Source organism: Collimonas sp. (genome assembly GCF_035566375.1).
Taxonomy (GTDB): Bacteria; Pseudomonadota; Gammaproteobacteria; order Burkholderiales; family Burkholderiaceae_D; genus Collimonas.
In genome coordinates this window covers 86,669-102,217 of record NZ_DATMRK010000012.1, presented here as the reverse complement: position 1 = coordinate 102,217, position 15,549 = coordinate 86,669, and the positions used below count along the sequence as shown (strand labels likewise).

Annotated in this window: 8 protein-coding genes; 1 reads left to right on the top strand and 7 read right to left on the bottom strand. The window is 51.3% G+C overall.

What is annotated here, in order from left to right:
* Positions 1-149: 149 nt before the first annotated feature.
* The 3 genes from VNZ60_RS02955 to VNZ60_RS02945 form a co-directional block, all read right to left on the bottom strand.
* A complete protein-coding gene (locus VNZ60_RS02955; protein WP_325656931.1) occupies positions 150-644 on the bottom strand; it encodes a hypothetical protein in 495 nt (164 codons plus the stop codon).
* An 88-nt stretch (positions 645-732) separates the two neighbouring features.
* Positions 733-1,206: a hypothetical protein gene (locus VNZ60_RS02950; protein WP_325656930.1), complete on the bottom strand. Its 474-nt coding sequence runs from the start codon at positions 1,204-1,206 to the stop codon at positions 733-735.
* Between the two features lie 129 nt (positions 1,207-1,335).
* Positions 1,336-1,845: a hypothetical protein gene (locus VNZ60_RS02945; RefSeq protein WP_325656929.1), complete on the bottom strand. Its 510-nt coding sequence runs from the start codon at positions 1,843-1,845 to the stop codon at positions 1,336-1,338.
* Between the two features lie 604 nt (positions 1,846-2,449).
* Between VNZ60_RS02945 and VNZ60_RS02940 the strand changes: the two genes are divergently transcribed.
* Entirely contained in the window at positions 2,450-3,670 is a 1,221-nt protein-coding gene (locus VNZ60_RS02940) for a glycosyltransferase family 4 protein (RefSeq protein WP_325656928.1), read from the top strand.
* Positions 3,671-3,830: 160 nt separating this feature from the next.
* On the opposite strand, the gene VNZ60_RS02935 is transcribed toward VNZ60_RS02940, so the two are convergent.
* From VNZ60_RS02935 to VNZ60_RS02920, 4 genes are all read right to left on the bottom strand, one after another.
* Positions 3,831-5,066, bottom strand: a complete 1,236-nt coding sequence (locus tag VNZ60_RS02935; RefSeq protein WP_325656927.1) for a glycosyltransferase — start codon at positions 5,064-5,066, stop codon at positions 3,831-3,833.
* On the bottom strand, positions 5,063-5,308 hold the full coding sequence (locus VNZ60_RS02930; RefSeq protein WP_325657026.1) for a cysteine peptidase family C39 domain-containing protein: 246 nt from the start codon (positions 5,306-5,308) through the stop codon (positions 5,063-5,065). Before VNZ60_RS02930 ends, VNZ60_RS02935 begins: the two co-directional genes overlap by 4 nt.
* A 128-nt stretch (positions 5,309-5,436) precedes the next feature.
* Positions 5,437-14,790: a calcium-binding protein gene (locus tag VNZ60_RS02925; protein WP_325656926.1), complete on the bottom strand. Its 9,354-nt coding sequence runs from the start codon at positions 14,788-14,790 to the stop codon at positions 5,437-5,439.
* A 140-nt stretch (positions 14,791-14,930) separates the two neighbouring features.
* Positions 14,931-15,494, bottom strand: coding sequence for a hypothetical protein (locus VNZ60_RS02920; RefSeq protein WP_325656925.1), 564 nt, complete (start codon positions 15,492-15,494; stop codon positions 14,931-14,933).
* Positions 15,495-15,549: the final 55 nt, after the last annotated feature.

Genomic DNA, 15,549 nt, shown 5'->3' with positions numbered 1-15,549 from the left:
CTAGTGATAAATTTGGTCCATCCTGCAGGGAGATTAAGGCGATTTCCGCTCCCGCGATTATCGTTATACACTGCGGCTGACAAAAGCGCGTAATCTGCTGGAGTTACAAGTATTGCTGACATGCTCTATCCTGATCTACAACTAAAAGGTTAATAGAAATTACCCGTAGCATTTGCATCGATGCGTTTCTGCCACCATGAATATCCCCCCAGCGCATTTTTTTCCTTCTGCGCCAGTGTCACAAGTTTCGTGTGTGCAGGCGGAAGTCCCTCCAAGAGCATGTTGGCATCGTAAATTGCTACTGGGATTTCCGAAAACTGTAATCGTTTCCATTGACCGCCTCCCCAGATATAACCAAGATATGGCGGTCGAGGACTGCCAAGCTGCTCAAACTCACGTTGAGTAGGTGGCATCCCGACCACGTATAACTTTCCTTCGTAAATATTAAGTACCATAGGATCCAAATGTCCGTGCCATACAATCGGCTGAGGGCTTAACTCGGGAAGATTGATCGTAAGCCACGCCTCGCGAGCCATGCCGCCATCTACGTGCTTCTTTTGGGTAACTGTAATGACTCGCCCATCATTAAATTTCACTTCTTCCTGCCAAGTGACAAAATCGCTTGAACATGCATTGAGACTCATGAGGCCCCCTAGGATTAACATGCATTTTGATAGTATTTTTAACACAGCGCATTCCTTATTCTGAGGAAAATAGAACATCTTAAATTTGTCACTTACTAGAAACGGGAGCGTCCTGCTGTTTTGAGCCAAAAAGACGAATTACTTCAAATAACACGACCCCCAGAAATCCTGCACCGGATATCAAGTACAGAAATACTCCCGTTACAAAGAAGGCAATTCCGTTGTCACCAGGTTGACTAAAAATGGCAATTGCAATTGGTCTCAAAAACAGGATTGCTACCGAAGCCAGCGCTCCTAGCAGCATTAAAAAAATACTGAATAGGCGAAGCGCTTTGACAAATTTTCCGGTGACGATGGCGTCAAGCGCATCTGGATTGCGCACCACCACGAAAATTCGCCAAACAAAAATAGGGAGCCATAGAATGACCCCGCCAGGCAGCAATCCCCCACCAGTAACCAGTGCTGTCCAACCATTTGCGCCCTTCAGTCCAGATGGAAAAATTATCGCCACCAAGGTTAGGCAATATAGCCACTTGAGCGGCTTGCTAGCAGAGAGTTTCATTACTATCTTTCATTCTTTATGAAATATTTGAGGATAAGACACACGCCAGCCTGGACAGCGACCATTTTGTATATGGTCCGAATTCAAGATGGCCGTTGTAGTCATGTCATTCCTCTGGAGTACTGAGTATTATGGTTTGCTTTGATCTGGATAAAGCGTCGTGATTTTCTGGGATGCGTACATGCGCGGCCCAATCGGCGGTGTACCAGGAAGACGTTTTTCTGGCGCGATTAGGTATACGTACAACTGCGCTCCCTTGATCATGAAATAGACCGTTTGGTCATTCATATCGCGAGGCAAACTGCGATGTAGATCGACTTTGTCCTCATATACTTGTCCGTTGGTAGTACTGCGCCATTTCACATATAGAAAATCAATACGATATTGGAAATTACTCATACTCTGAAAATACATTCCCTTGCCTTCTTTAATGATCTGTTCGGGCGCTTGTGTAAAGTACTTATCGTTTCCATAGCGATAATTCAAGACAACTGCATCCTGCTGATCTTTTCCCATATCAAAACCGAAGGATGAATAAGAGCCTAATGTCAACGACGATGCACACGCTATGAGCGCGCTGCACATTGCAACAGCGAGTATCCATCGGACTAGTACTTGGTTTAGATGTTTCATATTCAATTTTTTCTCCTCTGTAATTCCGTTCGAAGTTGTTCTTGTTGTATTTCACCTGCCGCGCTCAACGCAGTTTGCCGCTTGCGTCGGCACCTTCTTCGGGTTACTGCCATTGCGGCGGTTCTGGCTCACCTCCGCCATTAATTCGTGTTCGAAGGAGATTTTTTAAAGTGGTAGAGATACACCGGCTCGAAACTAATGGGAGCCTTTGTACACAATTCAGACAACTGCACATCTCCGTTATTTTGATAGCTTCATCGAACATCAATATCTTCAGTTGTTTGAACAAGGCCTGGTGCACAAAATCTCAATTTTGCCAAATTACCTCATTGGCCAAAAACGTATGAGTCAAAGCAGATTGTTTGCCCCCCTCAGCAAGATCTGTTGAGACAAACTTTAATATTTGACAACGCATTATCATCATTAATAAATCAACTTACCAATATTCTAGAAAAATTCCATTTGTTTCCGCAGAAAAATTATACTTTGCCTTTTGCAAAGAAAAATAAATATCTTCTTGACGCTAAGCAATAGCTCAAAATAGAGACGAATTACTCATGATTAATATTTACCTGCCGTTTCAAGTCAAAAAAATCGGTGATCGACACGCATGAAAATTCTCTTCGTTCATCAAAATTTCCCTGGCCAATATCTCCACCTCGCCCGGCATCTGGGCGCCTCGCCAAACAACGAAGTCATCTTCATCACTCAACGCCAGGACGCGATGATTCCAGGCGTGAAGAAGATCATCTACAAACCGAAAAGGATTGTGACGCCAGGCATCCATCACTATCTGGGCGGCACAGAAGCCGGCATATTGAATGCGCAGGAGGTCGCGCGAATTGCCCTGGATTTGAAGGGATCCGGCTTCGTGCCAGATGTGATGCTAGGTCACAATGGCTGGGGTGAAATCTGGTATCTGAAAGATGTTTTTCCAAACACACCGCTGCTGGGTTATTTTGAATTTTTCTATCGCAGTCAAGGTGCCGATGTCGGTTTTGATCCGAAGGAACAGCTCACGCCCGATACGCGACCGCGATTGAGAACCAAGAATCTCGGTAATCTACTAGCGCTGGAAGCCGTTGACTGGGGACAATGTCCCACCCAGTGGCAAAGATCGGTTTATCCCTTACGGTACCAACCGATTCTAAGCGTGGCTCACGAAGGCATCAATACACAGGTAGTGGCACCGAATCATGCGGCACACTTTACGATCCCAGGTACGGACTTCACGCTGAAATATGGAGATGAAGTCGTCACTTACGTCGCACGTAACCTGGAGCCATACCGTGGCTTCCCCAGTTTCATGCGGAGTCTTCCTGCAATTTTGGATCGCCGTCCAAACGCACATGTATTAATTGTCGGTGGCGATGAAACCAGCTATGGACCGGGATTGCCCGACGGGCTCACGTTTCGACGGCGCTTGCTGGACGAATTGGGAGATGCTATCGATCTCCGGCGCGTGCATTTTCTTGGCAAAGTGCCGTATTCATCCTTTCTCACAATTCTGCAGATATCACGCACCCATGTCTATCTCACTTATCCGTTCGTCTTGTCGTGGTCAATGCTAGAGGCAATGTCAGCAGGATGTCTGGTGATTGGCTCCAGGACTCCACCCGTGGAGGAAGTCATTCAGGATGGCGCGAACGGCATACTCGTGGATTTCTTTTCTCCAAACGATATTGCGCAACGTGTCGTCGAAGCGCTTGAAGATGTCCGCAGACATGATGAGATCAGGCGCAACGCGCGTCGCACAATCGTCGACAGATACGATTTACGGACGATTTGTTTGCCGGCACAGTTGAGCTTGGTTGAAAAATTAGCGTTATAAATTGCAATGTGAAAAATATCTGACCTGCGTCATCCGAGGAGGCATCTTGTAGACCGACGCACCGAATTCATATAAAGAGATTGGACGACTAATCAACTGCAACCGTCAAAAGGCAATGCGTGGGTTATCTTCTGTATTTTCTCCGGGCATCCGCGTGCCTTTAAATAGCTGATCGCGCCGAGTCATTCGGCATATCGCGTCGCCCCGCGCAACTCAACAAAACCCCTTCCACCACATCTGTCACCGCATCCGCCCCGCGCTCCGCATCGAACCCTCGGTACTGATCCGAGAACGCTAGCGCACGCAATTTGTAGTGTGTGTCTGCTATCAATCGATTTAAGCAGATTCCTACACTCTCCACCGTCTGCGCACCACGCAGCACCAGCCCCGCGCCCCACTCCTCAATCCGTTTGGCTGCCGCCTGCGCTTCCACATAATGCGGCGCTAACAACTGCGGCACCCCAGCCAGCAGGAAATGCGCCACCGTCCCTTCCGCGCCATAACTGACGCACACATCCGCATCGGTCAAATACTGCAAATCGAGCGGTTTGGCGCTGAAGCGTATGCGCTCCTGAAACGGTGCCAGCCGCTCCGCCTTGAAGCCTGGCGCAAAACACACGACGGCAGCGCCGTTCGCCGCCAGGGCGTTCAAAATCATGTCCACGTTTTGCGTGTCGGGCCGCACGCAGGCGAAGATGCGCTGGCCGTTGCCTGGTGGCCATTCGATTTTTTCGCACGGCATTTTCCCTAACAACGGTCCGACATAGCGGCCGGTGCCACGCGCGCTGTAGTGGTCCAGCTCCTGAAAAGTGGCCAGCAGGCACGCTTCCACCTCGAACAATTCGCGCAGAGCCGCTAGCGGCGCCACCTGGTATGCGGCACACACAACGCCGGCGCTATCGAGTGCCAGCGCTTCTGATGCCTCGGCTTGCTGCTGCAACGCTGGTCCGTAGCCGGGGAACGCTGGTAACGGCGCGCTTGTTGGCGGCAGTTCGAAGCCATTGCCGATCATCACCACTGGCAGTCCCATGATGCGTGCCGCCAGGCGGGCAGTCGGCGCATAGTCGAGCACCACGATGTCGGGCTGGAACAAGCGGAACAAGTTGCACCAGGCATGTACCAAGCCCCACAAGGCATTGCGATCACTCCAGCCTTGCGACAACAAGATGTCGGCATAACCGCTCGGCTGGCGCCCCAGCGCGATTCCCTGAGGGAAATACGGCGCGGCGACGAAGGAAACACCGACCGGCCCGAACACGCTAGCCGCGGCCGGCACGTCGCGTACTGCGGCCAGCACGGCATGACCGCGTTCCTTCAGGCGTACCGCCACGGGCAGCAAGCGTCCGAGGTGTCCCAGATTCAAGCCCAGTTCCCACGCCAGCAAGATCCGACTCATGCCGCTCCGCTCTGGTTCGACTGGTGGCTATCATGCGGCTTAACTGCCGCCAACGATGCCAGAGCCAAACGCTCTGGGCTTTGCTGCACCAGTTTCGCCGACAGGCCTAACTGCTTGGCAGCGAGCAAGACGGATTGGGCGCTAAAAACTTGGCCGCCGTGTTCGTGACGCAGTTGAGCGGCATCGGCGGCGACCCCATGCAAGCTGGCCATCATCAGGAAAACCTCCAGGCCGCTATCGATATTTTCTTGAGGTTTCTCGGTTCAGTCATCAAAGTCTACTTGGGTTATGCCCACAGCAATACAGCCCCGTAAGGGGCTGCATCACCATCGGTGAATTTGTTTCTTTTTCTTGTACTAAGAAAGTCCGATCAATGCCAGTTAGCCGCAATCACCGGCCGAAGTTGATTTTGGTAAGCATCCGGCAACACGGTGGCACCAGACGCCGGCGGATTGAATGAAGCCATAGCACTCACCAATGCATCGACTTGACTGTCGATCAGTGTTTTACCGTCGGCCGCAACGATGGATTGCACATGGTTCGAGGAAGAGCCATACCAACTCGATACATCGAGCTGAAACGACGTACCGATCACACCGATATCGAGGTCATCGCCAGAACGTTGGAACCACAGTTGATCGCTATTGGCATTGGCAAACAGCAGTTCGCTAGTTCCCGTCGGCGACGCCACAACGGTTGCCTGACCGGTATCGGACAACTTACCGGCATTAGCGCCGATAACCACCGTGTCGACGCCACTACCCAACTGAAGCGTATCGACTCCATTGCCCAGCACGACCCGATCGGTGCCGCTGCCTAGGGTGACACTGTTAGAGCCGCTGCCTAGCGTTATCAAATCGTCGCCATTGCCCACCTGGATTGAGCTGCCGCCATTTCCGACTGTCACGCTATCGGTACCGTCGCCTAGCGTGACATTGTTGTAGCCGTGGTCGGCCACCACAGTCTGGCCGTTCAAGATACCAGAAGACGAATAATTGTTGGCCGTGATATCGCCCTGACCATCGTTGGTATATTCACTATAGCTGCCATCCGGGTTGTAGTTTGTGCCGCTGCTAGAGCCGTCGGCGTTGAATACATCCTGTCCCGAGCTTCCATCGGCATCATACCAATTGTCGCTCTGTTTATCGCCATTGGCGCCATAGTCCAGTTCAGCATAGCTGTTACCTGAAGCATCTTGAGTGTAGGTGTAATAGCTGCCGTCAGAGTTGTAACTTATGCCGCTGCTGCTGCCGTCGGCGTTGAACATGTCGGTACCGTGGCTGCCACCGGAATAGCTCCAGCTATCGCTGATCTTGCTGCCATTCGTATCGAAATTAGTCGTAGTGACATCGCCATGTCCATCAGCGGCGTAGCTGCTATAACTGCCATCAGCGCTCTTTGTTGTACCTGAGCTGGAACCGTCGGCGTGGAACGTATCGCTGCCGGTCGAGCCATCTGGCTTGGTCCAAATGTCGTCGGTTTTATTGCCGCTGGCATCGAAGCGCGCCGTTGTGACGTTGATGACATCACCGTGCGAGCCATAAGTCGTACTAATAATATCGTCGAGGATATGATTGACGTCATTGCGGCTATAAATATCGGTGCCGTGCGTGCCGTCCGCTTTCTGCCAGGAATCACCAGCTATATTCCCATTGACGTCGTACTTCACCGACCTAGCATTACCCAGCCCATCGTTGGTATAGGCGTTGCGGCTTCCATCCAAGTTGAAAGTGTCATTACCATATGTCCCGTCAGCTTTGGTCCAGCTATCGCTCACTTTATTGTTGATAACATCGTAATTTGTCGTGACAATATTTCCCATTCCGTCATTGGTATATTTGCTGTAACTCCCGTCGGTTCGATGCGTCGCCCCGCTGCTGGAGCCGTTGGCGTTGAAGACGTCCTGGCCCGATGTACCATCTGCTTTAAGCCAGCTATCACGGAGCTTGTTGCCGCTAGCATTGAAAAATGTTGTAGTGACGTCTCCCTGGGTATCAATGACATAACTGTTGTGACTGCCGTCTGCGGCGTAGCTTGTCCCTGCACCGGAACCATCGACGTTATGAGTGTCGGTGCCGTGCGTGCCGTCCGCATTTTGCCAAACATTATTCTGGTTGCCATTCACATCGTCGCTCAACGAAATGTTACCGAGCACAGTTGCATTAGCACGATAGGTCGTCAGCGTAGTCTTACCCTGTCCGTCATTGGCATAAGTGGTATAGCTGCCGTCGGCAAAAGTGATTTTGCCGACGGCCATCGGATTTTTGACAAGGATACTGTCGCCACGAGTGCCATAGGTAATCAACAGATCCGTTCCCTGAATTTTGAATTTCAGACTGGATGCGCTAATGCCGTTTTCGAATGCGATCACATCCGTGCCGGTGACAGCTCTTGTCTTGGCAGTTTCATCGATCGTATCTTGACCATCTCCAGATGAAAAATTAAACACGTCAATCCCGGCCCCTGCGATCAGCACGTCATTGCCTTGACCACCGACCAAGGTGTCATTGCCGTTGCCAGCATGGAGCCGGTCATTCACGCTGGTACCATTCAATATTTCATCGCTATTCGTGCCATAGATGTCAAAACCACCCGCCAGCAATTGGTTCAGGCTCAACGTCGTGCCATCGGCAAAACGAAAGGTCGAAACGCCGCTGCTACCAAGCACATTAGATGGGTCGAACCCGTCAATGTAAATCGTGTCTCCATTATTGCCTACCTTCAGTATCAGCGAGCCGAGATTGGATTCGAGATTGAGTGAAATCTGATCCGCCGTGATCCCTACGCCGAACTGAATCGTGCCTGTATCGCTGCTATCAGTGATATGGACGGCGCCAGCCCCGGCATTAAACCGATAGAGATCATTCCCGCTACCGCCGCCGATCAGGGTGTCATTTGCTCCCGCAATAAACGTATTCGCATAACCAGTCAGTCCATGAAGTGTTTGGTTGCCGGAGCTGCCATCTTGAATCAGGCCCTGCTGCGTCAGGAATTGCTCACTCCAATTCGTGCCGTCGGCGAAAGTCGCAACTGCTTTAATATACGCATTGGGATTGCCGTACCATGCGGTCAAGCGAACTGAATCGCCCGTGTTGCCAATGGAAAGAATGAGGTCTGTCCCGTCCCGTGCAATCGTCACAAGCGAAGGAGCGATGCCCCCAAACTGTATCTGTTTGGTCGGTTGATTGAGCACCTGTTCACCTGCACCGGATTGGAATACATAATCCTTCAATTGTGGATCGAACGAGGGAGCAAGTGGCGCCAGCGCGACGATGTCCGCCATGCTGATCTTGCTTCCGTCAGCGAAGTCAAACTCCGAGATACCGGACCCAATCGGGTCGTCGAAATGCGGGATTAACACCTCAACCACACCTGTCGTTCCCCAAGAAATATTGAGCGTGGCATGGGTCGAAACACTTCCGGTTCCTGACATGGATGCATTCGCTGTCCCCCAGGAAAACCGCAGATCGGACAAAGAAACGCCAGCATCGAAGACAAGCTTATGCACGGGAAGAAAATTTTGATAGGGTGCCAACGCCGGAAAATCGTTGGCGGAGAGAGCCACGACAGCCACATCGGCTGTCGCATAATAGTTCGACAATTGTAAATTAAGCGAATTGTCATTGAGCTGTACCAGAACAGGCAAAGGGGCAACATAGAGAGCCGAGCCGTCCTTCAGCGCTTGCTGCAAAGTTCTTCCCGTTCGGCTTAATTCTGCCTCCGCACCTTGCGCGTCATAGTAGCCATTTTCAACAAGGTCATACTTGCCCCCGTGCCGATAGCGATCCCGCCAACCGCTAACGCCCATTGATTGATAATAGGCATCCAGAAACGCCATCGAATTCCCATCTCCTCCAATCAGGTCGGCACCCGCTTTCATCGGATCGATCACAATCGCGGCGTTACTCGGTCCTGCGAAGATTTGATCGGAACCACTACCGGCGAGCATGGTGCTACCGCCAATAAGCAGGTCGTCGCCCAATCCCGCTATCAACGTCTCGCCGCCAATCATCGTGTCGTTACCAGCTCCGCCGTAGACAGTCTGCGCGTTGGAAACATAATTATTGCCCGTACTCAGGTAGACAAGGCCAGCGTCAAAGATCTGACTATTACCAGCGCCACCGACCACCATCGTCAGCGCATTGGCGTAAACCGTGTGATCACCCGCCCCTAGCTGTACCTCTTGAATCTTGTTGGTCTCCTGATTTTGAACGTACTGCGCAGCAACCGCCTGTGGCAATGTGCCGCTCGTTGATAAAATTCCCGGCGCGGTTAAGACAACTCCATTACTAACGCCATCATAAAAACTGGTCGTATAAGTATTGACGGATACCCACGAACGCCAACCGACGATGTTATTGGAATCGGACGCAGTGCTGCCGTAAATAGGGTCTGAACCCGACGTTTGGTTGGTGTAGCTCGACCCACGGTAAGGCATGACTGTGGCGCCCCATACCATTCCCAGCCACCTGGTTCCGATGTTTTGGCTCTGGCCCAATGAAGGATCTACAACGACCACCTGATCATCTGAGGTAGTAATTGCTGCATAGATTGCGGCTGAGTGGTCAACAATGCTCACACCGTAAGAGTAACTATCTACCGGATTCCAACTTGAGCTGACGGTCGTCCGCGTTCCTAGATACGTGTCGGTTATTACCTGGGAAGTACTATCGTCGCGAGCCGTCAGCCAGTCGTGGTTCGCGTAACCCGGCAATTGGTATGACTGGTACAGCGAACCATCCGCTTGCATAACATACCCGCGCTCAAGGTAGCTATTAATGAGTTGGCCCTTTGTTCCCGCGTAAAAAGCATTCCATAACTGTCCAATCTGATCGGTAGATGCTTGCGCAGTAGCATCCAACAGCGCCTGCGGTGTCGTGCTATCGCCGCTGGCGTTGTCGACGTTCCAGTTCTGCGAACCCAGGTAGTAATCCTGCAGACGCATGCTGGCGCCGCTACCGTGTAGATTAAGTAGCAGGTCGTTCCCAAGGCGTGTCGCCGACAGGTCGCTAAAGCCGACACCATCCTCCAATTTGATAGTGCCGCCCTGCGATGATGTATCGATGACGGTACTCTCCCCCATATCAAAACCCATGAGGAATGTGTCATGCCCCGCACCGCCGATCAGGGTGTCATGGCCGAATCCACCGAACAGCGTGTCGTTACCGTCATTAGCGGTGATGACGTTATCGAGCGCGTTGCCGGTCGCCGTCAGATCAGTCGTTCCAGTCAAAGTCAGGTTAGCCACATTGCTCGCTAACCCATAGCTCACCGACGAAACAACAGTATCAATCCCCTGATTTGGTTGACTGACGATGGTGTCGGCTGCATTGTTCACAACAAACGTGTCGTTGCCGATTCCGCCAATCAAAGTGGCAATGCCATTGCTGGCAATGAGTGTGTCATTACCATGGTTGGCCGTGATGACGTTGGCAAGATCGTTACCGGTCAGCGTCAGATCGGCGCTGCCGATACCGGTCAAATTTTGTACATTGCTCGGAGCAACATAGTTGACCGATGTCAGTACCGTATTTATCCCGCCAGCCTGCGCATTCACCACGTCAGCGACATTATTGATCACGAACGTGTCGTTGCCCGAGCCGCCCACCAGCGTTGCCACGCCGCTGCCTGCAATCAACGTGTCGTTGCCACTGTTGGCAGTGATGACGTCGTTCAGATCATTGCCGATCAGCGCCAGATCAGCGCTACCGATACCGGTCAGTTTATCGACATTGGCTGGCAAAACATAGCTCACCGTCGATTCTACGGTGTTGTTGGCACCAGCTTGCGCAACGATGGTGTCGGTGTTGGTATGTACCCTGAAGATGTTATTGCCGCTGCTACCTATCAGGGAATCATTGCCCACATAGGAAATTAAAGTGGCAGTGCCCGATCCAGCCTGCAGTGTTTGATTTTTCGACCAGCCGTAGAGAGTGTCGTTGCCGGCTCCGCCAACGAGTACATCGCCGTTCGTGGCGCTAAATATCAGATTTCCATTAACGCCCGGAAGATCGGTCGGATTACTATTGGCGAGTGCCATCAACTGCGCGAGCGTCGCCGTTGAACCATCCGCAAAAGAAAATTGATTGATGGCGCCATCAAGGCCGCCATCAATAGTGAGTTCGCCGCCGGCGCCATCGTCAATGATCAGGGCCGGACCGCCATCGCGGCCAAAACCGGCTGTAACGGTAAGATCCGAAACATGGATACCTGTCCCGAATCGCACGATATCGCTACCTGAACTACTTTGAATCTCGACATTGCCACTATCGGCGCCAATTTGATAGATATTTGAACCGCCCCCACCTTTGAGAAGATCGCTGCCGCTCCCTGCAATCAAGGTGTCGTTTCCACCACCGCCAACGAGGGTGTCAAATCCGCCGCCAACTAGATACGCACTGCTGGCTGCACTGGCGTCAATATTGGCGATACCATTTCCACCATAGACAGTCGTCGCACCGCTGCCTGCGATGATTTGAGTTGGAGCAGCGGTTGTACCGCCACCGCCGGCATAAATGACGTTCTTGCCTGAGCCACCGTTGATGATATCAAAACCGCTGCCGCCGGTGATGGTCGTGTCACCGCTACCCGCAAATACCTGAGTACGCTTATCTGCCGTACCACCGTCGCCGGCTTCAATAACCGTCGTACCCGTCCCACCATAAATGGTATCCACGCCGTTCCCACCGTAGATAAAATCGGTGCCCTGACCACCATAGATCGTAGTGTTACCGTCGCCAGCAACCAAAGTGTCACTGCCATCGATATAGTTCGTACCACTGTTACTATGGAGTTCGTTCTGACCGCTCCCACCTTCGATATATTCATTGCCGGAACCGCCATAGATGGTGGTTTTACCGCTACCACCTATCAAGGTATCGTTGCCACCAGCGCCGAAGACAATAGTATTGCCGGATCCCGCCTCGACATAATTGTTGCCGGCTTCCGAGCGGGCCCAATCCGCTCCGCTACGGCCGGCAAACAACCTGTCATTGCCGCTCCCCCCAATGAGCGTATTGTTGCCACTTCCGCCTTGTGCGCTGTCGTTACCCGATTCACAATCGATATAGTCGTCGCCGCCGCCACCGGAAAGGGTGACATTGCCTGTCCCACCGAAAATCGTGTCGTTGCCCATTCCGCCGAAGATACTGCTGTTGCCGCTACCGGCATCCACATAGTTGTTGCCGTTCGAAGTTTCAATCAAGTCGTTGCCGCTGCCGCCGAAGATTGTGGCGTTACCCAAGCCGGACGGCACACCGGTAGTGTCGACGTTACCTTCGTAATGAGGCGGTGCAGTGTAAGCTAGGGACGCAAACGAAACGTCATTGGGTTGAATCACGTTGTTTATGACAGCAACGCCCCAATCCAATTTGGCGTAACTAGCATACAGTCCACCCAGCACCGTATCGTTTCCGGGACCGCATACGATCACATTGTTACCCGCACCGGCGAAGATGGCATCATTGCCGTTGCCACCGACAACGGTATTGTTACCGTTGCCGACAGCAATCAGATCACCTTTCTGGCCCGTAGCGGTAGCTGTCTTTGCATTAGTAATGGCGGTAGCTAAATCGACTTGTGTACCTGCGTATACGCCGCTGTTGCCGTTGCCGGAAAAAATAATGTTCTGCTCGCCATTGCCGATTACGACGTTATTACCAGTTCCTCCCTCGATCACATTAGGGCCGGGGCCGGTGACGACCAGATCGTCTTTGTTGTCTCCCATGCCATAGACGTAGTCAACATCAGTTGCGGTTCCATAGTAGTGTCCGGAGTCCAATACACCGCTGACAGTGTTGGTGGAGTCTTTGGGCGCATGAGAGTTGTCATACGTGACGGTAAGCTTGTTGCTTACTGACGAATTATTGGATGAATTTGACGGATCTACCAAAGTCGAGGTGACTTGCACGGTCGAACTCTGTGTTATATCGCCGACATATGCCAAGCCTACGGTGACGCTGTCCTGCCCTGCCGGAATTGTAAGCGTGACCGTTCCGTTGCCAAATGAGAGCATATCTGCCCCGGTATTGACGGAGTATTTTGACGGATCTCCACCGGACAGAGCCAATGTCACTGTTTGGGCCGCAGTGCTTGTCGCCGAAGCATATATCGTCAGCGCTTGTATCGCACCTTGTGCCGTCACCGAAGCGTCGGTCGGGTTGTAGTTAAAAGGAGCACTGGCATTGCCGATTCCAGCAACAATTGCAGACTGCTCCCTTAAGTGAATACCCAGATAACCGTTCGTGCCCGTTTCTGCTTTATTGAGATCGAAATCGTCGATAACAATTTGACCGCCATTCGACCCAAGCAAGCCTAGGCTGATCGTCAATGTCCCGGTATTGCTACCTTTCGCATGTTCATTGAATTGATACAGGGTCTGACCGTCCAGATTATCAGTCCAGCTGAAATTCTGCCCTTTAACTGCGGTGGTGTGCGCACCAATCTGCTTGTCGTTGATCCACACCGTACCTTGGCCGCTGGTATCAAGGATATGATCCACGCCTGCACCTCGACCGACATACACAAACGTATCGTTACCGTTGGTATAACCTATCATCGTATCATTGCCGGTACCGCCAACCAAGGTTTCGTTACCGGAACCGGCAACGAGAGAAGCATTACCACTGCCGCCAATCAGAAGGTCACTACCCGCCCCGCCGATCAGCATGTCATTTCCGCCGCCCCCTATTAGCAAATTTGTAGCACCTTGCGCAAAGCTCCCAGTTTGGTATGGCCTGACATCGAGGATCTGGTCTGTATCACCTGCAGCGTAAATATTGGTAGAGTTAAAAGCAGACACAAGCAATGATTGAGTGATCTCAGAATCACCTAGATATTGTTGTTTCAAATAATCGAATAGTGGAGCTTCACCGTACCCAAGTTCGACAGTCAATGTATCGACTGAAGGCAGAGCAACTTGTGCAGTGAGAGTCGCTAGTGTTTGACCAATTGCGTGCATGTCAGCATTTGCAAGACCAATTTCTTGGGCGTGAGTTGTATCCCATTGCGCGTTCATGGCGTCACCACGATGACGCGTGTAGACCTTGAATACAGCAAGCGCGTCTTGCGCACTGATGTTGTTCTGATTTTGATAGAGACCGAAAAGGGCTGATTCTTCGTAACGGCGCTTGTACTGATTACCGCTGTTGTAACGCAATTGATACCATGCTTCGGCGCGTGCTTCAGCTGGATCGGATAGCTTAAGCGCTCTGAGCAATCCTGGGCCGATTAGTCCTTTAGGATTGCCGGGTGCATATTTGCTGTTGTATTCCAATGAGGCTAACACCGCACGTTCGAATGATGGAGCGACGATACCTGTAGCATTCTGAGCAGTCTTGTCCTTACCGTCCACAATTCCATTGAATACTTGGAGCATGGTACTGTCTGTCATTGCAAATGTTGACGTTCCGACGGTCTGTGCTAGAAGACTACTAAGAGCCCCGTCCCGTGCCTTTCCCGGTGCCATTGAGCGAATATTGGCTAAAGCTACCGAATCCCAAAGTGTATTAACCGCGCTCTGTTGGGTTGATGTAAGACCCATAGCGCTCATTACAGCAGCCCTGGTATTAGCATTCCCCGTATCAATATTGAATCCGATACCGATCGTGATGATTCCTACTTTATCGAAATAGGGGGTATAGACTATACCTTCAACTTGGCCAATCAAGGCAAACCGTAGAGCTTCGTAATTTGCTTGAGTCAGTACGGTTGGTGCAATAGACATAACTAGCTTCCCTTATTGTTATTCCGCATTTGAAGTATGGTGGGCGGCGATTTCACAAATCTGTAATCCGAAATAATCAGACTCCATTTGGACTAACGTGCATCTCAAAACACGATAGATGCCGATGAAAAATCCATCCATCACTTCCGACGATGATAATAAGGACGAGCAGCTTCAGGGAAACTAAGCCAACCTCGCGCAGAACAAAAATTCTCATGACAAATGGTCTCTGTACTCGGGTCAACATCGTATGTCGCCAAGTCTCCATGAATTTTAATTGTTACTCGGCAAATCGGACCATCGTTAACGGAATATCCATTTTCTCCAGACCGGACACTTGGGATAAAGCGCTCTGCATTTGCGGTAACTACGAGTGCTGCGCCGTTCCAACGTCCGACCCCTTGATACGCGCATCCATGTTCATTGATGGCACTGGTCGCTATGCTGACATCTGTAGTGGTAGTTGTTTTTTTCTGAATCTCGACGGTATCCCATTGAAAACCTTTGCACTCTTGGTGATCAACACTCCAGTGACACGTTGGTGATTTTTTTACATAAATGCCAACAATATTTGGAGGTATTTCAATTGTTCCTAAAGCTTCGCGTTGCTCCCCTCCCCCTGCGTTTGCATTCATGCTGGCTCCAAAAACCCATATCAATCCGATAAATTTAAGCACTGTCAACAAGCCATTTACTTTACTCACGCCACTCTCCTAGCCCGGTAGATTTGCTTTATTGCGCATCTATGGCAATTGGTTT